24 protein-coding genes and 3 pseudogenes are annotated in these 25,689 nt (G+C 61.6%); 12 read left to right on the top strand and 15 right to left on the bottom strand.

Translation table 11 applies throughout. The features are described 5' to 3' along the window. Positions 1–108: 108 nt before the first annotated feature. The 5 genes from EN850_RS21065 to hflX all read left to right on the top strand — a co-directional run bounded on the left by EN850_RS21065 (position 109) and on the right by hflX (position 6,484). Complete coding sequence (locus tag EN850_RS21065) at positions 109–2,394, top strand: PAS domain-containing sensor histidine kinase (RefSeq protein ID WP_167531435.1); 2,286 nt, start codon at positions 109–111, stop codon at positions 2,392–2,394. Beyond that, the gene (locus tag EN850_RS21060) at positions 2,384–3,745 is read left to right on the top strand and encodes a sigma-54 dependent transcriptional regulator (RefSeq protein ID WP_015317919.1); all 1,362 of its coding nucleotides are present in this window, start codon (positions 2,384–2,386) and stop codon (positions 3,743–3,745) included. Before EN850_RS21065 ends, EN850_RS21060 begins: the two co-directional genes overlap by 11 nt. 96 nt (positions 3,746–3,841) lie before the next feature. Continuing rightward, positions 3,842–4,705 (top strand): D-amino-acid transaminase, encoded by an 864-nt coding sequence (locus tag EN850_RS21055; RefSeq protein ID WP_127279996.1) that lies wholly within the window; start codon positions 3,842–3,844, stop codon positions 4,703–4,705. A gap of 144 nt (positions 4,706–4,849) precedes the next feature. Beyond that, positions 4,850–5,095, top strand: a complete 246-nt coding sequence (gene hfq / locus EN850_RS21050) for an RNA chaperone Hfq (protein ID WP_006202172.1) — start codon at positions 4,850–4,852, stop codon at positions 5,093–5,095. Next, on the top strand, positions 5,096–6,484 hold the full coding sequence (hflX, locus tag EN850_RS21045) for a GTPase HflX (RefSeq protein WP_136092171.1): 1,389 nt from the start codon (positions 5,096–5,098) through the stop codon (positions 6,482–6,484). It abuts the gene before it with no gap. Positions 6,485–6,546: 62 nt separating this feature from the next. On the opposite strand, the gene mazG is transcribed toward hflX, so the two are convergent. Continuing rightward, complete coding sequence (gene mazG / locus EN850_RS21040) at positions 6,547–7,371, bottom strand: nucleoside triphosphate pyrophosphohydrolase (RefSeq protein WP_127872376.1); 825 nt, start codon at positions 7,369–7,371, stop codon at positions 6,547–6,549. Positions 7,372–7,459: 88 nt separating this feature from the next. Next, positions 7,460–8,644 carry an amino acid aminotransferase gene (locus EN850_RS21035; RefSeq protein WP_136092191.1) on the bottom strand — a complete coding sequence of 395 codons (1,185 nt, stop codon included), beginning with the start codon at positions 8,642–8,644 and terminating at the stop codon, positions 7,460–7,462. A gap of 129 nt (positions 8,645–8,773) precedes the next feature. Here EN850_RS21035 and EN850_RS21030 point away from each other — a divergent pair, with 129 nt between their 5' ends. From EN850_RS21030 to EN850_RS21010, 5 genes are all read left to right on the top strand, one after another. Then, positions 8,774–9,385, top strand: coding sequence for a histidine phosphatase family protein (locus tag EN850_RS21030; protein WP_136092170.1), 612 nt, complete (start codon positions 8,774–8,776; stop codon positions 9,383–9,385). 102 nt (positions 9,386–9,487) lie between these two features. Further along, positions 9,488–10,006 (top strand): sigma-70 family RNA polymerase sigma factor, encoded by a 519-nt coding sequence (locus EN850_RS21025; protein WP_245511781.1) that lies wholly within the window; start codon positions 9,488–9,490, stop codon positions 10,004–10,006. After that, positions 10,003–10,776 carry an anti-sigma factor gene (locus EN850_RS21020; protein WP_127281243.1) on the top strand — a complete coding sequence of 258 codons (774 nt, stop codon included), beginning with the start codon at positions 10,003–10,005 and terminating at the stop codon, positions 10,774–10,776. The genes EN850_RS21025 and EN850_RS21020 overlap by 4 nt, the downstream gene beginning before the upstream one ends. Positions 10,777–10,800: 24 nt before the next feature. Beyond that, positions 10,801–11,517 carry a Bax inhibitor-1/YccA family protein gene (locus EN850_RS21015; protein WP_135864846.1) on the top strand — a complete coding sequence of 239 codons (717 nt, stop codon included), beginning with the start codon at positions 10,801–10,803 and terminating at the stop codon, positions 11,515–11,517. A gap of 190 nt (positions 11,518–11,707) precedes the next feature. Beyond that, the gene (locus EN850_RS21010) at positions 11,708–12,592 is read left to right on the top strand and encodes an aldose 1-epimerase family protein (RefSeq protein ID WP_136092169.1); all 885 of its coding nucleotides are present in this window, start codon (positions 11,708–11,710) and stop codon (positions 12,590–12,592) included. A gap of 50 nt (positions 12,593–12,642) precedes the next feature. Here the strand turns inward: EN850_RS21010 and EN850_RS21005 are convergent, their stop codons facing one another. From EN850_RS21005 to EN850_RS20960, 10 genes are all read right to left on the bottom strand, one after another. After that, complete coding sequence (locus tag EN850_RS21005) at positions 12,643–13,554, bottom strand: agmatinase (protein WP_136092168.1); 912 nt, start codon at positions 13,552–13,554, stop codon at positions 12,643–12,645. A gap of 550 nt (positions 13,555–14,104) precedes the next feature. After that, positions 14,105–14,377 (bottom strand): helix-turn-helix transcriptional regulator, encoded by a 273-nt coding sequence (locus EN850_RS21000; RefSeq protein ID WP_095773171.1) that lies wholly within the window; start codon positions 14,375–14,377, stop codon positions 14,105–14,107. A 94-nt stretch (positions 14,378–14,471) separates the two neighbouring features. Then, complete coding sequence (locus EN850_RS36405; RefSeq protein ID WP_135894015.1) at positions 14,472–14,762, bottom strand: DUF983 domain-containing protein; 291 nt, start codon at positions 14,760–14,762, stop codon at positions 14,472–14,474. 617 nt (positions 14,763–15,379) lie between these two features. Next, positions 15,380–15,919 carry an NADH-quinone oxidoreductase subunit B family protein gene (locus EN850_RS20990; RefSeq protein ID WP_135864840.1) on the bottom strand — a complete coding sequence of 180 codons (540 nt, stop codon included), beginning with the start codon at positions 15,917–15,919 and terminating at the stop codon, positions 15,380–15,382. A 12-nt stretch (positions 15,920–15,931) separates the two neighbouring features. Further along, a complete protein-coding gene (locus EN850_RS20985) occupies positions 15,932–17,449 on the bottom strand; it encodes an NADH-quinone oxidoreductase subunit C (RefSeq protein ID WP_136092166.1) in 1,518 nt (505 codons plus the stop codon). Between the two features lie 10 nt (positions 17,450–17,459). Then, positions 17,460–18,911 (bottom strand): hydrogenase 4 subunit F, encoded by a 1,452-nt coding sequence (locus EN850_RS20980; RefSeq protein WP_136092165.1) that lies wholly within the window; start codon positions 18,909–18,911, stop codon positions 17,460–17,462. Further along, entirely contained in the window at positions 18,908–19,570 is a 663-nt protein-coding gene (locus EN850_RS20975; RefSeq protein ID WP_127872386.1) for a hydrogenase-4 component E, read from the bottom strand. The genes EN850_RS20980 and EN850_RS20975 overlap by 4 nt, the downstream gene beginning before the upstream one ends. Then, positions 19,570–20,526, bottom strand: coding sequence for an NADH-quinone oxidoreductase subunit H (locus EN850_RS20970; protein ID WP_136092164.1), 957 nt, complete (start codon positions 20,524–20,526; stop codon positions 19,570–19,572). Before EN850_RS20970 ends, EN850_RS20975 begins: the two co-directional genes overlap by 1 nt. Further along, complete coding sequence (gene hyfB / locus EN850_RS20965; RefSeq protein ID WP_136092190.1) at positions 20,517–22,535, bottom strand: hydrogenase 4 subunit B; 2,019 nt, start codon at positions 22,533–22,535, stop codon at positions 20,517–20,519. The genes EN850_RS20970 and hyfB overlap by 10 nt, the downstream gene beginning before the upstream one ends. Further along, entirely contained in the window at positions 22,535–22,849 is a 315-nt protein-coding gene (locus EN850_RS20960) for a helix-turn-helix transcriptional regulator (RefSeq protein WP_127872387.1), read from the bottom strand. Before EN850_RS20960 ends, hyfB begins: the two co-directional genes overlap by 1 nt. Before the next feature lie 294 nt (positions 22,850–23,143). Between EN850_RS20960 and EN850_RS20955 the strand changes: the two genes are divergently transcribed. Beyond that, positions 23,144–23,869 (top strand): fused MFS/spermidine synthase, encoded by a 726-nt coding sequence (locus EN850_RS20955; protein WP_135864836.1) that lies wholly within the window; start codon positions 23,144–23,146, stop codon positions 23,867–23,869. 76 nt (positions 23,870–23,945) lie between these two features. Here the strand turns inward: EN850_RS20955 and EN850_RS20950 are convergent. Both EN850_RS20950 and EN850_RS20945 read right to left on the bottom strand, forming a co-directional pair. Beyond that, positions 23,946–24,686, bottom strand: a pseudogene (locus EN850_RS20950) (YoaK family protein); the annotation flags it as partial. 137 nt (positions 24,687–24,823) lie between these two features. Next, positions 24,824–25,096: a helix-turn-helix transcriptional regulator gene (locus EN850_RS20945; RefSeq protein ID WP_127280787.1), complete on the bottom strand. Its 273-nt coding sequence runs from the start codon at positions 25,094–25,096 to the stop codon at positions 24,824–24,826. 309 nt (positions 25,097–25,405) lie between these two features. On the opposite strand from EN850_RS20945, the pseudogene EN850_RS20940 reads away from it, so the two are divergent. Then, a pseudogene (locus EN850_RS20940) lies at positions 25,406–25,483 on the top strand (PhnA domain-containing protein); the annotation flags it as partial. Here EN850_RS20940 and EN850_RS36840 read toward each other — a convergent pair. Then, positions 25,450–25,608: pseudogene (locus EN850_RS36840) on the bottom strand (agmatinase); the annotation flags it as partial. The pseudogenes EN850_RS20940 and EN850_RS36840 overlap by 34 nt on opposite strands. Positions 25,609–25,689 lie beyond the last annotated feature (81 nt).

The raw sequence follows: 25,689 nt of genomic DNA, 5'->3' as shown, positions 1-25,689 counted from the left end.
TTTTCAGGGGACCGAACGGGGAAAGAGTCCCGCTGCTGTCACACTTGTTGCATAATCGCCACAATGCATTGCATAGATCCGACGCAATCACTGGCTCTAGACGGCGACATGGCTCCGCAGGCACCTGTACTCAACAAACCGCTTTTCAGCGAACCTGGCGCGCGCGACGGGCGCCGGCTGCTGGCGCTGCCCGGCGTGGTGGCGGTCGTCGGTGCCCTGGTCATGGCGGCTATCTCGTTCGCCATCCTGGTCGGAGCGACGCCGATTGCGCCTGACGCCAAGACGACCTGGGCGCTGATCGCGCTCAACGCCGCCTTCGTGCTCGTTCTCATCGCGTTGGTCGGGCGGGAGGTGCATCGCATCGTCATGGCGCGCCGCCATGGCAAGGCGGCTTCTCGGCTGCATGTGCGCATCGTTGCCATGTTCGCGCTGGTTGCCGCCATTCCCGCCATCATGGTGGCGATCATCGCCTCGATAACGCTCGATATCGGCCTTGATCGCTGGTTCGAGATTCGCACCAAGACGATCGTCAATTCTTCACTGTCGATCGCCGACGCCTATGTGCAGGAGAACGCCCGCAATCTGCAGGGCACGACGCTGTCGATGGCCTATGATCTCGATTCGTCCCGCACGCTCTACGGCCTCGATCGCACCGGCTTTCTCGACCTCATGAACAAGGAAGCCGTGGGCCGCTCGTTGGCGCATGCCGCGCTGATCAAGCCCGACGGCTCCTTCGTCATGAGCGCCAAGACCGATGCCGATTTCGCCATGCCGGAACCGCCGGAAGGAGCGGTTGCCACCGCCACAGACGGCAAGCCGGTGCTGATCGAGCCGCGCACGCGCAACATCATGGGCGCCATCGTCAAGCTGCGGGAGATCGAGGGCCTCTATCTCTACACTATCCGACTTGTCGACCCCGAGGTGATCAAGGCGCGGCAGATCGTCAGGTCCAACACCGACGAGTATCGCAATCTCGAGGATAACAGGCGCACCTCGCAAGTGGCATTTGCGCTGCCCTATTTGTCACTCACCTTGATCATCATCCTGTCGGCGATCTGGACCGGCATCGCTGTTGCCGACCGGCTGGTGCGGCCAATCCGTCAGCTGATCGGCGCCGCCGACGAAGTCGCGACCGGCAATCTCGACGTTGCGGTGCCGGTGCGGCCATCCGATGGCGATGTCGCCTCGCTTGGCGATACGTTCAACAAGATGCTGCTGGAGCTCAAATCACAGCGCAACGAGATTCTGTCGGCGAAGGACCTGATCGACGAGAGGCGGCGTTTTTCCGAAGCCGTGCTTGCCGGTGTCACCGCCGGCGTCATTGGCGTCGACCCTTACGGCATCATCACCATCGTCAACCGTTCTGCCGAATCGATGCTGGCCATTTCCGCCAGCGCGGCGCTCGGGCAAAACCTTTCCGCGGTCCTCCCGCATGTCGGCCGTGTCTTCGAGATCGGCCGCAAGTCCGGCAAACCTGTCTATCGCGAGCAGGTGACTTTCTATCGAGCCGGCGCCGAGCGGACCTTTAACGTGCAGGTCACCATCGAGGCAGGCGATGACGGCTCGGAGGAAAAATCCTATGTCGTGACGGTGGACGACATCACCGATCTGGTTCAGGCCCAGCGTTCGTCCGCCTGGGCAGATGTGGCGCGGCGCATCGCCCACGAGATCAAGAACCCGCTGACCCCGATCCAGCTTTCCGCCGAGCGTATCAAGCGCCGCTACGGCAAGGTCATCACCGAAGACCGCGAAGTTTTCGACCAGTGTACCGACACCATCATCCGGCAGGTGGAGGACATCGGCCGCATGGTCGACGAGTTCTCGGCCTTCGCGCGCATGCCAAAGCCCGAGATGAAAGCCATCGACCTGCGCGAATCGCTGCGCGAGGCCTCTTTCCTGGTCGAAGTCAGCCGTGCCGACATCACCTTCGAGCGGATATTCGGCAACGAACCGCTCAAGGGCACTTTCGACAGCCGGTTGATGGCTCAGGCCTTCGGCAATGTGATCAAGAATGCCGCCGAGGCGATCGACGGGCTGGAACAGAAGGACGGTTCGCACGGCATAATCCGGATTCAAGCCGGCCGCCAGAATGGCGCGATTCGCATCGACGTCATCGACAATGGCAAAGGCCTGCCGCGCGAGAATCGCCAACGCTTGCTGGAGCCCTATATGACCACACGTGAAAAGGGCACTGGGCTTGGTCTCGCTATCGTCAAGAAGATCGTGGAGGACCATGGCGGCAGGCTGGAACTCCATGACGCGCCCGCGGATTTCCATGGCGGGCGCGGCGCGATGATCAGCATCGTCCTGCCGCCCGCGACCGGCGCGCCGCCGCGCGGCGAAAGCAGGGCGGACCACGAAAGAGAAACTGAAAAGGTCGGTAATGGCGTCTGATATTCTCATCGTCGATGACGAGGAAGACATCCGTGAACTCGTCGCGGGCATCCTGAGTGACGAGGGTCATGAAACCCGTACGGCATTCGATGCCGACAGCGCCCTGGCGGCCATCGCCGATCGAGCGCCGAGGCTGATCTTCCTGGACATCTGGCTGCAGGGTTCGCGCCTGGACGGGTTGGCGTTGCTCGACGAGATCAAGACCATGCACCCCAACCTGCCCGTGGTGATGATTTCAGGCCATGGCAACATCGAAACGGCGGTTTCCGCCATCCGTCGCGGCGCTTATGACTTCATCGAGAAGCCGTTCAAGGCCGACAGGCTGATCCTCATTGCCGAACGCGCGCTCGAGACCTCGAAATTGCGCCGCGAGGTTTCCGACCTCAAGCTGCGCAGCGGCGAGACCTTCGACCTGATCGGCATGTCGTCGGCGATGAGCCAGTTGCGCCAGACCATCGAGCGCGTCGCGCCGACCAACAGCCGCGTGATGATCGTTGGCCCCTCCGGTTCGGGCAAGGAACTGGCGGCGCGTGCCATCCATACGCTGTCGACCCGCAAGGGCGGGCCGTTCGTGACGCTGAGCGCCGCCAACATCACGCCCGAGCGCATGGAGATCGAATTGTTCGGCACCGAATCGAACGGGGTCGAGCGCAAGGTGGGAGCGTTGGAGGAGGCCCATCGCGGCATTCTCTACATCGACGAAGTGGCCGACATGCCACGCGAGACGCAGAACAAGATCTTGCGCGTGCTGGTCGAACAGCAGTTCGAGCGGGTGGGCGGCACGAAGCGGGTCAAGGTCGATGTCCGCATCATTTCCTCGACCTCGCAGAACCTGGAGGCAATGATCGCCGACGGGCGTTTCCGCGAGGATCTTTACCACCGGCTCGCCGTGGTTCCGGTCATGGTGCCGGGGCTGGCCGAGCGGCGCGAGGACATCCCCTATCTCGTCGACAATTTCATGAAGCAGATCGCCCGCCAGGCCGGCATCAAGCCGCGCCGTATCGGCGATGACGCGCTGGCCGTGCTGCAGGCGCACAACTGGCCGGGCAACGTGCGCCAGCTGCGCAACAATGTCGAGCGGCTGATGATCCTGGCGCGCGGCGAGGACGTCGACGCGCCGATCACCGCCGATCTGCTGCCGTCCGAAATCGGCGATGTCATGCCGCGAACGCCGAACCAGTCGGACCAGCACATCATGGCGCTGCCGCTGCGCGAGGCGCGCGAACAGTTCGAAAAGGACTATCTGATAGCCCAGATCAACCGTTTCGGTGGCAACATTTCGAAGACGGCCGAGTTCATCGGCATGGAGCGTTCCGCCTTGCATCGCAAGCTGAAGTCGCTGGGCGTCTGACGCGGCGTCCATCAGCCGCGCCTGGGCCAAGCATTTGCCGGTTACGGCGGCGGCGGAATCGCATAAGAAAGCCCGAGAATTTTCCAGGGGTCGCCAATGCCGCGCATTGCCTATGTCAACGGGCGCTACGTCGCTCATGCTGACGCTTCCGTACATATCGAGGATCGCGGCTATCAGTTCGCCGACGGCGTCTACGAGGTCTGCGAGGTGGCGCGCGGCTTCATCGTCGACATGCCGCGCCACCTTGCCCGCCTGAACCGCTCGCTGACCGAGCTGTCGATCGCCTGGCCGGTGACACGCAATGTGTTGCCGCTGATCCTGCGCGAGGTGGTCAACCGCAATCATGTCGTCGACGGTCTGGTCTATGTTCAGGTGACGCGCGGTGTCGCTAGCCGCGATTTCGTTTTTCCGTCGGCGGACACGAAGCCGGCTTTGGTGGTGACAGCCAGGAAGGCGGATCCTGCCGCCGGCACGAAACGAGCCGAGACCGGTATCGCGGTCATTACCGTGCCGGAGAACCGCTGGGACCGTGTCGACATCAAGACCGTCGGGCTGCTGCCCAATGTATTGGCCAAGCAGAAGGCCAAGGAATCCGGCGCCCAGGAAGCCTGGTTCGTGGACACGGATGGCAATGTCAAGGAAGGCGGCTCGTCGAATGCCTGGATCGTTACCAGGGACGGCGTTCTGGTCACCAGGCCGGCCGAACATGGCATTCTGCGCGGCATCACGCGCACCACCATGTTCGAAGTCGCGGCAAAGCTCGGCCTGAAGATCGAGGAGCGTGGATTTTCCGTCGCCGAGGCCAAGGCGGCTCGCGAAGCATTCATCAGTTCGGCGACGACTATTGCCATGCCAATCGTGGCCATTGACGGTGATCCCATAGCCAATGGACACCCCGGCTCAATAACACTTTCGTTGCGGCAAGCCTTTTTTGACATTGCGGAAAAAAGTCCAGCCTGATAACCGCACAGGTGGAATGAACATCAATATATCTCGTTCTGCTTGTCGTTACTGACGGCAAGAGGGTGTTTGCGCGCTTGACATGTGCCCGCTAATTTGGCGCATTGGCTGCAAACCGAAGGGGATCGGCGAAAGACAAAAACAATGGCGGAACGATCGCAAAACCTTCAGGACCTGTTCCTGAACTCAGTTCGCAAGAGCAAGAACCCGCTCACCATCTTTCTCATCAACGGCGTGAAGCTGACCGGCGTGGTCACTTCCTTCGACAATTTCTGCGTCCTGTTGCGCCGCGACGGCCACTCCCAGCTCGTCTACAAGCACGCCATTTCCACGATCATGCCGAGCCAGCCGGTTCAGATGTTCGATGGCGAGGAAAGCCAGGGCGCCTGATTGGCACGTGAGAAGGACGCGGACGGCACGGTTCGCGGAAAACCAGCGCATCATCCCGGGGCGGCCGAAGCCCCGACCCGGGCCGTTGTCATCGTACCGGTGCTTACCCGCCAACCGCGCAATGACGATGACACGAGCCGTCCCCGGCTGACGCGCTCGGCCGAGGCGCGCCACGACGAAGCAGTCGGCCTTGCCCGCGCCATCGACCTTGATCTGATCCATACGGCGGTCGTGACCGTCAACGACCCGCGTCCGGCGACATTGCTGGGCAGCGGCAAGGTCGAGGAATTCGCCGAAATCGTCAAGGAGGGCCACGCGGAAGTGGTCATCGTCGACCATCCGCTGACGCCGGTGCAGCAGCGCAATCTCGAGAAGGAATTCAACGCCAAGGTGCTGGATCGCACCGGGCTGATCCTGGAGATTTTCGGCGAGCGGGCGCGCACCAAGGAAGGCACGCTGCAGGTCGAGCTTGCCCATCTCAACTACCAGAAGGGCCGCCTGGTACGCAGCTGGACCCACCTGGAGCGCCAGCGTGGCGGTGCCGGCTTCCTCGGCGGCCCCGGTGAAACGCAGATCGAATCCGATCGGCGTCAGTTGCAGGAAAAGATCATAAAGCTGAAGCACGAGCTGGAAACCGTGCGCCGCACCCGCGACCTGCATCGCGCCAAGCGCAAGAAGGTGCCGTTTCCGGTGGTGGCGATCGTCGGCTACACCAATGCCGGCAAGTCGACGCTGTTCAACAAGCTGACCGGGGCAGGGGTGCTGGCGCAGGACATGCTGTTTGCCACACTTGACCCGACACTGCGCCGCGTACGCCTGCCGCATGGCACGCCGATTATACTTTCCGACACGGTGGGCTTCATTTCGGACCTTCCGACGCATCTGATCGCTGCTTTCCGCGCGACCTTGGAAGAGGTGGTCGAGGCCGATCTCGTCATCCATCTGCGTGACATTTCCGATCCCGATACGGCGGCTCAGGCCGAGGATGTCGAGCGCATCCTCGCCGACCTCGGCGTCGATGCCGGCGACACCAAGCGCGTCATCGAAGTCTGGAACAAGATCGACCTTCTGGACGAAGGCAACAGGCACCGGCTGCTTGCCGACGGCGCCGACGGCAGCAAGGAACCGCCAATCGCCGTATCGGCGGTATCAGGCGAAGGCATCGATGTGCTGAAAGCGGTCATCGAAACGCGAATGGCCGGCGAGCTGCAAGACCTGACGGTGACGATCGAGCCGGCCCAGTTTGGCTTGGTCGATTGGCTTTATCGCAATGGTGACGTCGTTTCGCGGACCGACAATGACGACGGCAGCGCCACCATTTCACTGAAGGCCACGCAAAGCGCTCGCGAAGAGATCGAAAGCCGATTGCGGCGCAAAAACAACGGCTAACGCGCAGCAACTCCAGGAAAAGTGTATCGCGGTTTTTCGCCCGGCATTGCCGAGCTATAGGCTTACGTCGCGGTTTTCGCTTCCTGCCAGAGCGCTTCCATTTCCTCCAGGGTCGCTTCCTCCAGCGTGCCGCCGGATTTCTCCACGGCCTGCTCGACGTAGTGGAAGCGTGAGCGGAATTTCTCGTTGGTGCCGGCAAGCGCCGCTTCCGAGTCGAGCTTCAAGTGACGGCCGAGATTGACGACGGCAAACAGCGTGTCGCCGAACTCGTCCTTGATGTCAGCCGTTTCGCCCTTGGCCAGAGCCTCGCGCAACTCCCCGATCTCTTCCTCGATCTTGTCCAGGATGGGAACGGCCTCGCTCCAGTCGAAGCCGACACGGGCAGCCTTTTCCTGAAGTTTCAGCGCTCGCGTCAAGGCGGGCAGGGCGACTGGAACACTGTCCAGGAAGCCTTTGCCATTATCCTCGGGGTCGAGGCCACGCGCGAGGCGGGCTTGCCGCTTCTCGGCCTTCTCCTGCGCCTTGATCTTCTCCCACATGCCCTTGGCCATGCCGGCGCTGCGAGCCTTCTCGTCGCCAAAGACATGCGGATGGCGGCGGATCATCTTGGTGGTGATGGCCTGGACCACGTCGCCAAACGCGAACTCTCCGGCCTCCTGCGCCATCTGCGCGTGGTAGACGACCTGCAGCAGGAGGTCGCCGAGTTCGTCGCGCAGGTCGTCGAGATCGCCGCGCGCGATGGCGTCCGCCACCTCATAGGCCTCCTCGATCGTATAAGGGGCTATGGTCGAGAAATCCTGCTCGATGTCCCACGGACAGCCGGTCTTCGGCGCGCGCAACGCCGCCATGATCTCGATCAGGCGTGAAATGTCTTTGGATGGCGTCATGCGGCGAATGCTATCGCGCGAACCGCCGCGCGGCCAACGCTGTCAGCCGGCGAGGGGACCTTGTCCACAGTTGCACGTACCCGTTTCGTCAGTCCAGCACGGAAACGATCGCCTTGGCGAGGTCATCCATGCCGTCCTCGGGCAGGCCGGCCACGTTGATGCGGCTGTCGCCGACCATGTAGACGGCGTGCTCGGCGCGCAGCCGTTCGACCTGCGCTTCCGTGAGGCCAAGCCGGGAGAACATGCCGCGATGGCTGGCAACGAAGTCGAAACGATCGGAATTGGATTGCCGGCGCAACGCCTCGGCGAACGCGACCCGAAGCCTCAACATACGCAGGCGCATCTCTTCGAGCTCGGCTTCCCAATCGGCACGCAGCGCGGCGTCTTCCAGCACGATGCGCACCGCGGCCGCGCCATGGTCCGGCGGCATCGAATACATGGCGCGCGCCGCCGACAGCATCTGGCTCATCGCCACGTCGGCCTGCGCGCCGTCCCTGGCCAGCACCATCGCCGCCCCGACACGGTCGCGGTAGACGGCGAAATTCTTCGAACAACTCGACGCCACGACCATTTCCGGCACCTTCGCGGCCAACAGTCGCAAGCCGACTGCGTCCGCCTCGAGGCCGTCGCCAAAGCCCTGATAGGCGATGTCGACAAATGGCAGCAGGCCGCGCTCGACGACCAGATCCGTGACGCGCTCCCACTGAGCCGCGTCGAGATTGGCGCCGGTCGGGTTATGGCAGCAGCCATGCAGCAGCACCACGTCGCCGTTGTTGGCGCCCCGTAGCGCGGCCAGCATATCGTCGAAACGAACCGCGCCCGAGGCCGCATCGAAATAGGGATATTCGCGGATCTGCAGACCGGCGGCACGCATCACCTGCATATGGTTCGGCCAGGTCGGGTCGGAGACCCAGACCGTCGCGTCCGACCGTGTGCGCTTGAGCAGTTCCGCCACCAGCCGCAGCGCGCCGGAGCCGCCAGGCGCCTGTGCCGCCCGGATGCGCGACAGGTCCGCACCGGGACCGAAGGCGAGCTTGGCCATCACGGTATTGAACCCGATATCGCCCGCGAGGCCGAGATAGGTCTTGGTATCCTGTCCCTGCAGCAGCCGCTTCTCGGCCTCGCGCACGGCGCGCATGACCGGCGTCTTGCCGTCGCGATCCTTGTAGACGCCGACGCCGAGGTCGACCTTGCCAGGGCGTGGATCGGCGCGATAGAGGCCGATCAGCGCAAGAATCTTGTCGGCGGGAGCTGGCTGCAGGTCTTCGAACATCATTATGGTTCCGTTGGCGCGGCGGAGTGATACGCAAATTGGCTACGTTTCACCAGCGGTTTCGGTGCGCCGACACGAAAGGCGGCACTGTTGGTACAGCTTCCACCCGCTTCAGAGAAAGCATGCTCCATGCTCGTCCGTCTGACCATGATCTGCGCCGGCGCCACGGCGGCGACCCGGAAAGGATCGTTTCCTTCGGATGAACCGCTGGAGCCACGATCGCTGACATTGGCAAACGCGATGCGCGGGACGCTGCGTCGCGCCGACCGTGTGTGGACAGCGCCGGCGCTTCGCGCCTGTCAGACCGCGCAGGCGCTATCGCTGGATGCATCTATCGATCCGACGCTGGCGGACCAGAACTACGGACGATGGGCAGGCAAGAGCCTTGACGAGGTGGAGGCGCGACAGCCCGACGAGATCGGCGCCTGGCGCACGGATCCGAATGCGGCCCCGCATGGTGGCGAATCGCTGGCCGAGGTTGCCCAAAGGGCGGCTGGATTGATGGATCGATTGATCGCCGAACGTGGTCACACGATCGCAGTAACGCATGCCAGCGTCATCCGCGCCGCGATCCTGCATGTTCTCGGCGCGCCGCTTGCCGCCAGTTGGAAGATCGACGTCGAGCCGCTGAGCATCACGGATTTTCGCAGCGATGGCCACAGGTGGATGCTCCGCGCCTGCGGCGTAACGCTTCCCAAACCGGCAAAACACTTTGGACCAGAGGGCGCCTACGACAACTGAGCGAGGTGAGGGCAGCCGCCGACATATCCTCCAGCGAAGAAAAAATGGCGCCAGCGGGATTAAAGTCCCCACATGCTCCGTAAACAGGGCATGAAACCGTCGATGCCACGCTTTGACATCATAGGACAGCTCGGGTCGCTGCGGCGCTATGCGCGCTCGCTGACGCGCGACGGCGTCGAGGCCGAGGATCTCGTGCATGACGCGCTGGTGCGCGCCTATGAGCGGCGCGGCACCTTCCGCTCGGGAGGAAACCTGCGGGCATGGCTGCTGTCGATCGTCCACAACACCTTCATCGACCGCGTGCGTTCGCGCCGTTCGGAAGCGGCGCGGCTGGAACAGGCCGGATATCTGGCCGACGGCAGCACGCCGGCGCCGCAGGAACATTCCGTGCGCCTGGCGCAGGTGCGCGAAGCCTTTTTCAGCCTGCCGGAAGAGCAGCGCTCGGCGTTGCATCTGGTCGCCATCGAGGGCCTCTCCTACCAGCAGGCGGCAAATGCCAGCGGCGTGCCGCTGGGCACGCTGATGTCGCGTATCGGCAGGGCGCGCGCGGCTTTGCGCCAGATGGAAGAGGCGCCCGCCCGTGGCAAAAATCATCTCAGGATCGTGGGAGGCGACTCATGACCGCTCTTGTCGACCCGGTTACGGACGCCGATCTCGACGCCTATGTCGACGACCAGCTCGACGTCACCCGCCGCATCGAGGTCGAGGCTTTCCTGGCCGCGCGTCCGGCGGCGGCCGCGCGCGTGATGTCCGATCTGCGCACCCGCGACGAACTGCGCGTGGCGTTGGCTGGCTCCGATGGCATGGCGCGGCCAGCAACGGCCGATGCCGCACGGCGGCTGGAGAGGGGACTTGGCCGGGGCCGTATCTTCGGCGTGCTGCAACGCGCGGCGGCGGTTGCTGCTTTCGTTGCCGCCGGCTGGCTGGCCAACGGCATCATCGGGCCGATATCGGTGACAAAGGTCGTCGCTTCGCCGCAGCCGCCCGCCTATGTCGACGAGGCGGTACAGGCACATAGGACGACGCTGCTGCGCGAGAACATGCCCTCGCAGACCGAGGCGCCCAATTACAATGCCGGCGAGATCCGCGCCGCCACCGCCATTGTCATGCCATCGCTGCCGACGGACTGGAAAGTCCGCGACGTGCAGATCTATCCGTCGCGCTTCGGCCCGAGTGTCGAGATTGCTGTTGAAACGAAGGAGATGGGCCTGGTGTCGCTGTTCGCAATCCGGCCGGGCACTTTCGATGTGGTCAAACCGACCGTCGCGCCCTCCGGCGATATCTCCTCGGCATACTTCCAGATCGGCGATGTCGCCTACGCGGTTGTCGCGAAGAGCGAGGTTCATGATCTCGACCGCGCCGCCGAAACGCTCGCCAGAACGCTTTACTGACCGATCCACAAAGGAGACCTGAAAATGAATACGCCCAATCTTGGATACCGGGTGGGCACAGGCGCCCGGACCGGAGCCGTCTACGACGAGGGCCTGCGCCAGCACATGCTGCGCGTCTACAATTACATGGGCCTCGGCCTGGTGGTTACGGGCCTTGTCGCCTTGCTGGTGTCGTCGACGCCCGCTCTCTACGTGCCGATCTTTTCCAGCCCGCTGAAATGGGTGGTGATGCTGGCGCCGCTCGCTTTCGTGCTGCTGTTCTCGTTCAAGATGCAGACCATGTCGGCGGCAAGCGCGCAGGCAATGTTCTGGGCCTTCTGTGCCGTCATGGGCCTGTCGCTGGCCTCGGTGTTCCTGGTCTTCACCGGAACCAGCATCGCGCGCACCTTCTTCATCGCCGCCACCATGTTCGGCGCCACCAGCCTCTACGGCTACACGACCAGGCGCGACCTGACGCAGTTCTCGTCCTTCCTGATCATGGGCTTGATCGGTGTGGTGATCGCCAGCATCGTCAACATTTTCCTCGGCTCGACCGCGCTGCAGTTCGCCATCTCGGTGATCGGCATCGCCGTGTTCATCGGCCTGACCGCCTGGGATACGCAGACGATCAAGGAGCAGTATGCGGAGAATTTCGATGCGGAGTCGCGGCAGAAGCTCGCCGTCTTCGGTGCGTTCTCGCTCTATCTGAATTTCGTCAACATCTTCCAGCTGCTGCTGAATTTCACCGGCGAGCGGGAATAGTCCGAACCGTAGCAGGCAACACCTGGCATTCTGCCGTGGCCGGAGGAAACCTCCGGCCACTTTTTCATTCGAGACGACGCTTGGCCCGCGGCGCCGTCGATGTTCATAAATGCAAATGGATCGGCGGCCTTGAGTTCGAGCCCGGCCATTTGCTAGCCTGCTGGCCACACCAGACAAACCGCGAGGACATATGGGACAGGACAGCCTGACGCTCGACGGTGACGGCATATCGGCAACCATCGTTGCGGATGGCGCGGAACTGGTTTCGCTGCGGGATGCACGAGGATTTGAGTTCCTGTGGCAGGCCGGACCGGCCTGGCGACGCCATTCGCCGGTGCTGTTTCCGATCGTCGGCCGGCTGAAGGGCGATCAGCTGCGCCATCGCGGCCAGACCTATCCGATGACGCAGCACGGCTTCGCGCGCGATAAGCCTTTTGCGTGGGCGGAGAGGGGGCCCCGGTCCTGCACGCTGGTGCTCACCGATGACATGGAAACCCGAACGCACTACCCGTTCGCATTTCGCCTGGCCGTGACCTATACGCTGGGCGAGGGGCAGCTCGACATAGGATTAGAGGTCACCAACACTGGCGACGACCCGTTGCCGGCCTCGATCGGGGCGCATCCGGCATTCAACTGGCCGCTTCTGCCCGATGTAGCCAAGGACGCCTATCGCCTGACGTTCGCCGAAGCAGAGCGCGCTCCGATCCGCCGGCTGAAGGATGGCCTGCTCACCGCGACGCCGCAGCCAACGCCTGTCAAAGGCAATATCCTCGAGCTGTCCGAACGGCTGTTTGATGGGGACGCCGTGATCCTGGACCAGCCGGCCAGCAGCAGCGTTCGCTACAGCGCCGATCGCGGTCCGGCGATCGAGCTCTCATGGCAGGGATTTCAAGAACTGGGCATTTGGTCCAAACCCGGCGGCGCACCGTTCCTGTGCATCGAGCCTTGGCACGGTATTGCCAGCCCGCTGGATTTCGATGGCGAGTTCACCGACAAGCCGGGCCTGATGCTGATCGCGCCGGGCGCGAAGCGTTCGCTGAGTTACCGGATCAGGCTGGAGCAGGGGCCTCGGTAAAGTTTCCTGCAAGCCGGGGACCGGAGCCGTATTCGACCTCAGGTCGGGTTTCAAACCTGCCGGACCACGGCGCCGATCACATTGACGAGAAGGCGCGCGGCGATGAGCGCCGACAGGCCGTCAATGTCGTTTGGCGGATAGAGCTCCACAAGATCGAATCCGGCGATCCTCGCCCGCTTGCCGAGGCCTGCGATGAGATCGATGATCTGCGTATAGGTGAGGCCGCCGGGCGTACGCGCGGCCACGCCAGGCATGATGCCTGGGTCGAGACTGTCGCAGTCGAAGGTGACGACGACCCGCGCGCCTTCCGGAATATGGCGCAGGGCGGCTTCGACACCCAGGGCGTGAACCTCGCGGGCGGTGACGAAACGGCTGCCATAGTGCCGGGCCGCTTCGATTTCCGTGAGGCGTGCGCTGCCGACGCTGCGCAATCCGACCTGCACCATGCCGGCGACATGCGCCATCTCGCTCGCCCTGCGCATCGGGCTGGAGTAGCCGTAGCGTTCGCCATGCACTTCGTCACGCCAGTCGATATGGGCGTCGATCTGCAGGATCCAGACAGGCCCGTGATCCGCGAAGCCTGCGAGGAAGGGACTGACCACGGAATCGTCGCCACCGAGCAGGATGGGCACGGCCGGCAATGACAGGATCTCGCGCGTCTTCGCCTCGATCCGGGCACGGTTGCCTGCATTGTCATGCATGATGGTCAGGATGTCGCCGGCGTCGATGCAGCAGATCGGCCTGCCGTCGAACAGCGGGCCGCCGAGATCGAAATCCCAGTGCTCGACGAGCGGGGCATCATCCTGGGTCGTTAAGCGGATGGCCTCGGCGGCCAAGGCATGACCGCTGCTGTCTTTGCCGGGATAGGTGCTGCCGTGACCAGCTCCGAAGATTACCGCGCGGGGCGCCGTGCCATCGGCGAGGCGATCGGGCAAGCCTAGAAAGGAAGATCGAGTGGTCATTTCTGATCGCCTTCAGTCCCGCCGACGCATGATGAGTGGATTGGAGCAGGGTGGTTGCTTTGTATGCCGGATTCCATCGAGCGCATCCAGATCCATCGCATCCTGCTCGAAGCTGCGCTGATCCGATCCGGATATAGGAACACACATGGAGAGCATCGCGCGGCACCGCCGCGTCATCTACAGTGATATGTTGGGTGCGGGCGGTCCGCAAACGGATGTATTGTCTCGATCGACGCGCCGGTATCGGCGGCGTGTTCGAAAATCCGCTGCGAGGCCGAAGACCTCAGGAGGTGAGCGGCATTAGTGGGCTTCACTGCCTGGAGCGGACGAGGGTCAGGAGGTCGGGTGAAGATCTATGTTCCGAGTGTAGTGGAGGGGCAGGAATGGGTTCTTCCCGAACAAACCGACCGACCAGCTACCAGTTGGCTCCTGATGTTCTGTGTATCGTCGCTTCATTGGCCCATTGGATGATACGTGTTCATCTTTCCTGCTTCTCAGGTCGAGACCTCGCCGATTGATCGGTGCCGTCCTTACGACGCCGTCGGGGCAATCAATGCGTCCGGCCTGCCAGACCGACAGGATGCGCCAGGCGCACGCCTCGGCCTCCGCCGCCACTGCGCTCATGATCGCCAATCAGCTCGATCCCTGCTGCTCTGAGGGCGATTACGACGTTCTTCTGCATGTCAAACGCGCCGGGTAGATCGCTCTCGCCGGCCTCCATTCGTTGGATGGCTGACAGGGAAATGCCGGCACGCTCAGCTAGGCTTTTCTGGTCGATTCCAAGCAATGCCCGGGCTGCGCGAATCTGCGAAGCGCTAATCACATTTTGGTCTCCAGGCTACGCTGCTCCGCATTGAAACAGTCATCGACCAACGCGACGGCGTATGGAAAGACGGCAATTGTGATCAGTAAAGGGATCATCCCGGCTCGTCGTTTTTAAGCCGCGAAAACCAGAACGCGCTGATCAAAGCGCCTTTTATGCGGGGTAACAAAAGCAGTATCAGCGCTACAATAATAAGAGAGATCAATACCATTGTGACGGCGAAGTATGACAGAAGAAGCCCTTGGAACAAGAAATACAAGGGGGCTGCAAAGACGCCCGCAATGAGGATAGTGAACCAAGGCGCCGCATCGTCAGATTCTATGTCACCAAAGTGTTCTCCACAAACTGCGCAACGCTCCACCTGCTTCAGGTAGGTGCGATACAATTTCCCCTGACCACAGTTAGGGCATCGGCCCACCAAGCCTCGTGAAAGGGCGACTGGCAGAGCCGGCCGTGCAAATATGTCGCTTCCTTTGTCCATCAATGATAATGTATAATACATGACACTCAATGGTTCAACACCTAGATATACACTGTCTGACATGATGCTGCACGGGTCCAGCGTTAGGTTGCGGGGCTGCTGCGCCATCAGATGGACACTGTCTGACCATGCGCGCCTTGCGGACTCTCATTTCAGATGATCGGCCAACTCGTAAGGCCCACTAGGACGCCTGAGCGTTGCACTCAAGCCTGCCGCGGCTATCTCGCCGACTGTTCACGGCGGAGGGCATCGGTTCCGTGAGGAACACCGGAAGCTAGCTGCTCGTCGGGTGATGGTTCCTGCCCGCTTGGCCGATGCAGTCCAGCGCGCTCATCACTTCCTGATCTCGGCCTGCTCCCTTGCAATCTGCGGCAGCCCGTCGACCAGTTTGCCCTGCTTCTGCTTCACGCTGCGATCGTTCAAGGCTCCGTTTTCACATCGAAACCTGGTTAGTCGGGATGCCATTTTAGGCCTGGAGGCTTTTGCTCCCCTTGTGGCGGAAGAGCCCTCCACATCGATAGTCAACTTCGAGCAACGCCAGCCTTTGAACTCACTCCCTCAAGCAAGGCGAGCAGGCCTTTCAGAATTTCGATGGGCGGCGGTGGGCAGCCTGGAATATGCAGGTCGACGGGCAGCGCCTCCGACACTCCGCGCATCACGGCATAGCCGCCGGCGAAACAGCCGCCGTTCTTCGCGCAATCTCCGAGCGCGACCACCCATTTGGGATTAGGAGTTGCGTCGTATGTCCGCTTCAATGCCTCGCGCATGTTTTTTGTGACCGGACCCGTGACGAGCAGCACATCGGCATGGCGCGGCGATGCGACGAACCGGATCCCAAAACGCTCGATGTCGTAGAAAGCGTTGTTGAGCGCATGCATCTCGAGTTCGCAACCGTTGCAGGAACCGGCGTCGACAGCCCGAATGGCCAGGCTTCTCCCCAGCCTTTTGCGAGCGGACCCGTTGAGGGCACGCGCCAATTCCTCGACTGCCGAGTCGCGTGCCACCGGTGGACGCTCGGTGAGAGGGGGGCGTATCAGGCTTTCGAAGAGAAGCTTGCGCATGACGACGTGCCTTCAGAGATCGTGGCCGGAATAGGAGCAGTTGAACGATTTGTTGCACAGCGGGAAGTCGGCGACGATGTTTCCCTCGATCGCAGCCTCAAGAAGCGGCCATTGAAACCACGACGGATCACGCAGGTGACAGCGCTCCACCAAGCCGCCCTTGCCGATGCGCAGCCAGGCCAGAATGTCGCCCCGGAAACCTTCGACAAGCGCCATGCCTTCATGCGGCCCGCCTGTCTGCGCGAAGTCGACACGGATCGGCCCATCTGGCAGTTGTGCCAGGATTTGCTCGACCAGGGATAGGCTCTGTTCAACCTCGTGGATACGAATCCAGACACGTGCGTTCACATCGCCCTCCTGGAGGACAGGCACATCGAAGGCGAGCTTGTCATAGGGTGGATAGGCGACATTGCGGCGGGCATCGAAGTCCCGGCCGGAGGCCCGCCCGACATACCCTCCAGCACGATATTGTCGAGCAAGCTCCACCTTCAGCCGGCCAGTTGCGACTGTCCGATCCTGGAGCGACGCCGTGTTGTCGTAGAGTTCGACCAGTGCGGGAAACCGCCGCCTGATCTCTGCGATCAGAGACCTGACCGCTGTCGCCCCCTCATCGCTGAGGAAGCTTGCCACCCCTCCCGGCACGATGCGGTCGCGCATCAAACGATGGCCGAAGGCTATATCGCTTGCCCGCAACACACGCTCACGCAGCACTCCGCAGTGGGCATGCATCAGGGCGAAGGCGGCGTCATTGCAAATGGCTCCGATGTCGCCCAGATGGTTGGCCAGGCGCTCCAACTCGGCCATGAGCGCTCTCAACCAGATTGCTCGTGAGGGAATCTCGACACCCAGCGCCGTTTCGACCGCGCGGGCAAAAGCCAGTGAATACGCCACGGTGCTGTCGCCAGAGGTCCTGCCCGCCAGTTTGGCTGCACGGTCGATATCGGACCCCGCCATCAAGCCTTCTATGCCCTTGTGCGTGTATCCGAGGCGCTCCTCCAGCCGGACGACCGTTTCGCCGCTCGCTGTGAATCGAAAATGCCCTGGCTCGATGATGCCGGCATGCACGGGCCCGACCGGAATCTGATGCAGGCTTTCCCCCTCGGCTGACAGGAAAGGGTACGGGGACACCGTTGCAGCAGACGTCCGGACGCGGGTATTCAATGGATAGCTGACACCCCAGTGGCCATGATCAAGCCACGGTCGCGTATCAGGCGCGCCTTGTGGCAAGAGGCCGAAAAGGTCAGCGGCCGCACGTTCGAGACGCAATGCCGGCGGATGCAGCCGACCGACCGATGGGTAGCGGCCGTCCGGGCATTTCAGGCTGATAACGCCGATGTTCCCGGCCGTTTCGTCAAGAAGCGCCATGTGGACGACGCTTGGCTCACCCCAAAGACCGAGCAAGCTCCAGTGACTCACGACCAGCTTTTCAATAGCAAAGCCCCATATTTGGGGGGTCACCACGGCGCGTGGCCAAGGGAAATGTTTTTTTACACGTCGGCCATCAAGTATGAGATCGATCAGCTCGGGCATGGCTCTTTTCTCATCCCAGGATACTTGCGACATGCTGGAACCATGTGACCAGCGATGGCGGCAGGTAGATGCCGGCGGCAAACACCAGCGCCAAGTGGGAATACATCGGAATGTAGGAAGCCTCGGAGGGTGCGGTGCTGCCGCGCGGTTCGCCGAAAGCGACGCCAGTCAGTCGAAGCAGCAGGGCTCCGAAAGCGAGCAGAATCCCGAACACCAACGGCATCGCCAGGAGGGGGTGTCTGGCAAATGTCGAACTCACGACCAGGAATTCGCTCATGAAGATGCCGAGCGGAGGGAGGCCGGCAATGGCAACAACCCCGATGACGAGCGCCCAGCCAAGCCCCGGATGCGTCTCTGTCAGCCCCCGGATCTCGGCTATGTTCTGTGTTCCCTTGACCTGGGCAATGTGGCCTACCGTGAAAAAGATCGCCGACTTGGTCAGGCTGTGCATGACCATGTGCAGCAGACCGGCAAAATTGGCGAGCGGGCCACCCATGCCGAAAGCGAACACGATGATGCCCATGTGCTCGATCGAAGAGTACGCGAACAGACGTTTGATGTCGCGGCGGCGGTAGAGCATGAAGGCCGCGAAAACAAGCGACGTCAGCCCCATCGTGATCATCAATGGCCCAGGCGCGATCGCTTCGGGGCTAGCCGCAAGCAGCAGCTTGAAGCGCAGCACTGCATAGAGCGCGACGTTCAACAGCAGGCCTGACAGCACCGCGGAAATCGGCGTCGGGCCTTCCGCGTGCGCATCCGGCAGCCAGGCATGCAAGGGCGCAAGGCCAACCTTCGTACCGTAGCCGAGCAGCAGGAAAACGAAGGCGACATTCAGCAAGGCCGGGTCGAAGTGCGCCGCATGCTCGATGAGCACCGTCCAGACCATGGCATTCGTGCCCTCGCCGACAACCGGCTGCGCGGCCATATAGACGAGGATGGTACCGAAGAGCGCAAGCGCGATGCCGACGCTTCCCAGAATGAAATATTTCCAGGCGGCTTCCAGCGCTTCGTGCGTGCGGTAGATCCCGACCATGAGCACGGTGGTCAGTGTGGCAAGCTCCACCGCCACCCACATCAGGCCGATATTGTTCGACACGAACGCCAGGTTCATGCCGAACATCATGATCTGGTACATAGCGTGATAAAATCGCAAGTTTGGTACGGTCAGCCGCCCTGTCTCGAGCTCGTGCGCAATGTAGGAGGCGCTGAAGACGCTCGTCGTGAAACCGACGAATGCGTTGAGCACGATGAAGACGATATTGAGATCGTCGACGAGCAGGTATTGGCCCGGCAGCGGCCGATCCGTGACGAAGAGCGACACCGCGGCGAGCAAGGTCAGCAAGCTCGCGCCGACATTGAGGCCCGCCGATATCCGGTAGTTCGGCAGCGACGCCAGAAGTGCGGCCGCGCTGGCCGGTATCAGCAAAACGGCAGCCACCGCATCGAGGGATAACGCGGTCAACGGTGTTCTCCCCTGTAATCGTCGAGCGCGCCGACATCCACCGAGTCGAACCGTTCGCGTATACGGAACAGGAAAACCCCGATGACGATGAAGGCGATCAGGATCGAGAAGGCGACACTTATCTCGACGACCAGCGGCATGCCCTTTGCCCCCGTGGCGGCAAGGACCAGACCGTTCTCGAGCGACATGAATCCGACAACCTGGCTCACGGCATTCCGGCGGGTGACCATCACCAGAAGGCCCAGCAGTATGATGGACAGCGCGAAGGCCAGGTCCTCGCGGGCGAGGGGGTCAGCTTCGGGCGTGACGCGTAGCATCAACACCATGGACAGGGCCACCAGGCCTATTCCCGCAAGCATCGTCGGACCGATCCCGACGGCTGTCTCGATGTCGCGATGGATACCGAGCCGCTGGATGATGCGATGAAGCCCGACGGGAATGACGATCGCCTTGAAAACGAGAGCGATCGCCGCGGTGACGTAGAGATGATGGGCGTCCTGAATGTATGCCTGCCAGGCTACCGACAGCGCAAGCACGACGGCATGCAGCGCAAAGACGTTGATCAGCGCGAAAAGGCGATCCTGATAGAGCATCATGAAGCTGACCAGCACCAGGCCGCCGGCGAGCAAATGAGCGATGTCGAAGGTGAGACCGTTCATCACAGACTCCGCGAGACGAACAGCAGGAGCGTGCCGAGCAGCGCCAGCATGAGTGCGGCGCCCAAAAAATCCGGGACGCGGAAGACGCGCATCTTGGCGATGGCAGTCTCAAACACGGCGAGCAGAATGCCGCAGACGGCAAGCTTGCCGATATAGGCAACGACACCTGGAGCAAGGGATTCCGGTCCTGCCTCGGCGGTCGCCTGTCCCCAAGGTAGGAAGACGCAGCAAATCAGCGATATATAGAGCAGGAGCTTGAGGAAGGCCGCGAACTCGATCATCGCCAGATGGCGACCTGAATATTCCAGCACCATCGCCTCGTGAACCATGGTGAGTTCCAGATGGGTCGATGGGTTGTCCACTGGTATGCGGGCGTTTTCGGCGACCGCCACCATCACCAGGGCGATGAGGGACATCCCGAGCGATACCCGCAGCCCAACTTGCGGCGAGCCCATGAAGGCGGCGACCGTGGACAGCTGCGTCGCTCCGGCAACAAGCGCCAGGCTGAACACGATCAGAAGCATTGCGGGCTCGGCCAGGGAAGCGATCATGACCTCGCGGCTCGAACCTATGCCGCCAAAGCTGGTGCCGACGTCCATCCCCGCCAGCGCCAGGAAGAACCGAGCGCTTCCAAGCAATGCAACGATGGCTATGAGATCCGCAGTCCAACTGAAGGTGAGCCCGGTAGCGAATGTCGGGATGAGCGCAGCCGCGACCCATGTCGTGGCGAAGATCAGATAGGGCGTCACGCGAAACAGCCAGGAGGCGTTATCCGCCAGGACGACCTCCTTGCGCATGAGCCGTAGGAGGTCGCGATAGGGCTGGACGAGAGAGGGACCCTGGCGCCGCAGAAGTCTCGCCTTCACCTTGCGCACGAAGCCAGTCAGGAGTGGCGCCAGTAAAAGCACCAGGATCATCTGTGCGCCCTGAACGGCCAACTCAAGGATCAGGGCCATAGTGCGAGCACCAGGAGCAAGACAACGAGAAAGAGAAAGACGAGGGTCAGGTAGCGCCTGATCGTCAGGAACTGGAGATGGTTCAGGTGGTCGGTCGCGAAGTCGAGGGCCTTGCCGATGGGCAGATACAGCGTCTCCCAGATCACATCATGCATTTCGACATCCAGGCGAGCCGGACCGGTTTGGCCGGGGGGCGGCATTTCGACGGTTTCCCTCGCACGGAAAGCGAACGTGCCGAAGACGCGGCGGATAGGCTGCGCGAAGCTGACGGCCGTGTATTGCGAGCTTGGGGTCACATCCGCGAAGCCACAACCCCAGGCAGGACCCCGACGGATTGCATGCGACGCGAAACGGTGGATGACATATGCCGCGGCGGATGCCGAAAACGCGATGAACAGAAACACCAGCAGGCCGTTGTAGGAACTGCGGCTTGTCGCAATCGGCACGATCGACAGCCAGGGCTGCGCCATCTGCACCGGCATCCGGCTGCCAATCAGCGGGAGAGTCACCGATGATAGGCCGTCTATTACAAGACCTGGAACGATGCCGGCAAGCAGACACAGGGCCGCGAGGCTGAACATTGCAGTCAGCGAGTAGCGGTCGACCTCGTGCGCCGGTTCCACCGCGGCCGAGCGCGGCCTGCCGAGGAATGTGATCCCGAACGCCTTCACGAAGCAGGCCGCGGCCAGTGCCGCCGAGAGTGCCAGCAGACCACCGACGGCGGGCACCATGACCTTCAGTCCCCATTGTGGCAGGTCGGGGCTCTGCAATATGGCCTGGAAGGCTAGCCATTCGGAGACGAACCCGTTGAAGGGTGGAAGAGCCGAGATCGCGACGCAGCCGACGAGAAAGGCAAAACTTGTAAGGGGCATGCGATGGATGAGGCCGCCCAGCTTCTCCATGTCACGCTCACCGGTTGCCGTCAGCACGGCGCCCGCGCCAAAAAACAGCAGGCTCTTGAAGAAGGAATGGTTGAGGACGTGGAACAGCGCGGCGGTGAGCGCCAGCGCCGCGGCCGATGGCATGGCATTCGCCCTGAATGCTAGCGCAAGGCCAAGGCTCACGAAGATGACGCCGACATTTTCAATGGTGCTATAGGCAAGCAGCCGCTTCAGGTCCTTTTCCATCAGCGCGTAGAGGATGCCGAGAACCGCCGTCAGGCCGCCGAGGAAAAGCACAACAACGCCTGACCACCATGCCGGCTCGCCGAGGAGGTCGAAAATAACGCGTATGAAGCCATAGACGGCGACCTTGGTCATGACGCCGCTCATCAGAGCCGAGACGTGGCTCGGCGCGGCCGGGTGTGCGAGTGGCAGCCAAACGTGCAGCGGTACGAGGCCAGCCTTGGAGCCTGCGCCCAGCAGCATAAGAGCCAGGACGAAAGCGGTGGCGAGCGGGGTGGGGGAGGCGGCACGCATCGCTTCGAACGTGTAGTTCCCGCCAGGGCCTGACAGGAGACCGAACGCAAGCAGCAGTGCGAGCGTTCCGAAACTCGCCATCACGAGATAGATGTAGCCCGCCCGCGCATTGTCCTGTTCGCGATGGTGCGCCATGACGAGCGCCCAGGAGGCGAGCGACATGAATTCCCAGGACAGCAGAAAGGTGAAGGCGTCGTCTGCCATCACGACAAGGTTCATTGCGGCAAGGAAGGCCGGGAAGAACGGCAGCACGCGATGCGGCGCGGACTCGTGCCTGCCGTAGCCGAGGCCGTAAAGACTGGCCATGGCGCCGCCGAAATTGACGACGGCAAGGAAGAAAGTCGAGAGCGCATCCAAGCGGAAATGAGCGCCAATCCATGGCAACCCAAGAGGCAGCGCGGCAGTCGACGGGGTGACGGGATCATTGGCGATGCGGCTCGCGAGAACCAGGAGCACGGCCGCCGATATGCCTAGCGTCAAGCCGTAGATCAGGTGTGTTCCCGAGCCAGATCTACGGCTTTCCGAAACCGCAAGCACCGCGGTCCCCAAGAGCGCAGCAACGCCCCACAGGAGGACCGCGGCGCTCGAAATCACGCCACGCTCCTCACGGGGAGTTTGGCGTCCGTATCGATCCCGCCCAGAATTTTGGCGGGATCAAAATCTGCTTTCAGTCGCACGCCGCGCCCACCGATTTGGCTGGAGGCGCCTTCAGCAATCAATTCCACGCCGGCAAGGTCAAGAGCCCCAATCAGCTTCATGAGGGAATCGACGTTGCCTCGGATAATCGACTCACTGGCTTCCATACGTTGAATTGTCGGCACCGAAAGGCCTGATAATTCGGCAAGCCTGCGCTGGTCGATGCCAAGGAGCGCCCTCGCGGCACGCAACTGTGGAGCAGTTATCACGGTCGCATCCCCTTTTCGATCAGCTTTGACGTATTATCTCTAAGCGCTGCAGCATATATTAAAATGCGGCGCATTCAAATAATGATGCGTGACGCATCTGTCTCGAAGTTGTAGAAAACTGGGAGATACGAGGTGGGAGGCGCTGAGCCTCGCCGATGGGGTTGCCCTGCAGCTGGAAGCGGAGCCTGCTGCGATGACGGAGGAATCCCTGGGCTCCGGGTGAGTGCTGACAGAAAGAAAGTTCGTGAAACCGGCGGTACAGCGGACTTAGGAACTCAGCTGTGGTGACAAGGCATGATCCGGGTTGCGAAATATCATACCGATTTCGGCAACATCGAGGTTCTGCGGGCCAAGGACTCCGGTTCGTTCATTTATCGCCAAGGTGGCTGCTATCAAAGTGAGTGCGATCCGAATGGCGTCAGCGTCGTGCCCTACATCCACGCGATCTTTGGCCTCCTCGCGCAAGCGCAGGCGTCCGATGTCTTGATGATCGGTTGTGGCGGCGGCAGCCTGGGGACGATGCTGGATAGGGTTGGCGTGCGTGTCACGATCGTCGACATCAATCCGAAGGCTTTCCAGATCGCCCAGAAATATTTCGGACTACCCCGTGGAGTTCGCTGTTGCATCTCCGACGGGCGGGATTTTTTGCGCGCCGGCCGTCATCGCTACGATGCGATTGTTCTGGACGCATATTCCGGGAGGCGCATTCCAGACCACTTGTGTGCCGAGACATTCTTCGGCTTGGCGCAGACGCGTCTCAGCTCGTCCGGTATTCTGATCGGGAACGTTCATGCTCGACACGACCTTGACATCATGCCGGATCGTGTTGCTGCCAAACTCAGTAATATATGGGAGAACGTGAGACTGCTCGACACGCGCGGTATTCCGGATCGCAACGCGCTCGTCATGGCGGGTAAGGTGCGGGACCTCGTCCAGCCAATATTGTTGATACCGCCAGCGGTCGGAGCCGACGAGATCGCAAATGACCTCAGCCAATTGGTGTTCAGGCCTTGGCGCTAGCGCAACAGACAGCGTAATCCTTGGGGTGTGACCGGGCAGGTGCAAAAACTCCGCTGAGCTACTGCCAGAGTTGCTTCATGCGAACGGAGATATCTTCCAGGACTGGCATGGAGGCCAGCACGAGGAGAATGGCTGCGAGAAACAGCGTCGCTGCAAAGCCAATGTGCTTGAAACCCACAGCGCCGATGACACCGCCGACAAAGAACAATGCGACAAGCGATGCAAGCAGTCTCAGCTTTCTTCGATCTGCCTTCACGAACAGCTCGTCCGGGTCACTTCTTGAGATGTTCCAATAAAGCAGCTTGCCGAGTTCGATGCCCATGTCCGTCACCAGGCCAGTGATATGCGTCGTCCGGATTCTGGCTTCCGATAGCTTTGTAATGATGGCGTTCTGCAACCCCATGATGAAGCAAAGCAGCATCACCGTCATTGGTACAAAAAGCGCTTCATGACGCGCGAGATGGCCGCCGAGAAGGCCGAAACAGATCAGCAAGATCGCTTCCAGGACAAGCGGAAACGCATATTCGCTCTGCAGATCCTGCCGTCGCCCCCAATTGATCAGCATCGCTGAACAGGCCGCGCCAGAGACAAACGACAGCAAGGCTCCGAATCCGGAAAGCGCGAACTCGACGTTGCCGAGTGCCAAGTGATCAGCCATCAACGAAACGATGCCTGACATATGGGACGTATACTGCTGGACCGCCAGAAATCCTCCAGCATTGGCCGCCCCCGCGACAAAGGTCAGGAAACGGGCGAGATGTCGATCGGTCCTGTCGCTCCGTTCCTTCCCGGCAAGCCGACGCAGATAGAGGATCATGGGCGAACCCTGCCTTTCCGTGTGGAAAAGCGGAACCACAAGTTGACGTGCAGGGAGAGGCTCATTGGGTGTTTCTGGAAGGAAAAGGAGACGAAAGACGGTGATTGCGCGGGCGCCGGAGGTCCACTTTGTATGGTCTAGTTCGGCTTGCCCAATAGCGTGTCCGGATGCCGGAACCTCACGCCACGACCACCATCGTCGCTGCGCATATGTTCGCTGAGAAGTTCAACGCCGGCGCGGTTCAGCGCGTTGATCACTTTCATCAAACTGTCGACAACGCCTCGCACATTCCCTTGGCTGGCCTCCATTCGTTGGATCGTTGGCAGCGAGACGCCCGCCATTTCCGCCAGGGTTTTCTGGTCGATGTTGAGAAGGGCGCGAGCGGCGCGAAGCTGGGAAGCCGTGATCATCGAGGAATCATCGTCTTGGTATGAGAAATGATATCCTCTATCGTATCATTGATGCATAAAACATCAATACAGGGCGAAAAAATAATGATTTGATCTTGGCAGGGAGAGCCTTGGCGACTATCCTGTGCCAATGACTCATCGTTACGAACCTTTTCAGGAGCCGACTGGCACCTGGGCCGTCAATGATGCTCGGACCGGGCGGCCCGCCGAGATGGGGAGCCGGACCATCGTTGGAATGAACCGACCCGATGCCGAGGAACTCGCCGATCTCCTCAACGGGCTGAATGCACAAAGGCAGGAAGTGAAACCATGAAGGTCAAAGACAGCAACGGCACACCTCTGAGTGACGGAGATTCCGTGACGCTCATTAAGGATCTCAAGGTCAAGGCGTGACCGCTGCTGTCTTTGCCGGGATAGGTGCTGCCGTGACCAGCACCGAAGATCACTGCGCGGGGCACCGTGCCATCGGCGAGGCGATCGGGCAAGCCTAGAAAGGAAGATCGAGTGGTCATTCTGATGGCCTTCAGTCCCGCCGACGCGTGATGAACGGATTGGGGCAGGTAGTTGCTTTGTATGCCGGATTCCATCGAGCG

Source organism: Mesorhizobium sp. M8A.F.Ca.ET.207.01.1.1 (genome assembly GCF_004794715.1).
GTDB lineage: Bacteria > Pseudomonadota > Alphaproteobacteria > Rhizobiales > Rhizobiaceae > Mesorhizobium.
Note: the sequence above shows the minus strand (reverse complement) of the source record. Positions and strands in the feature narration are given on the sequence as shown.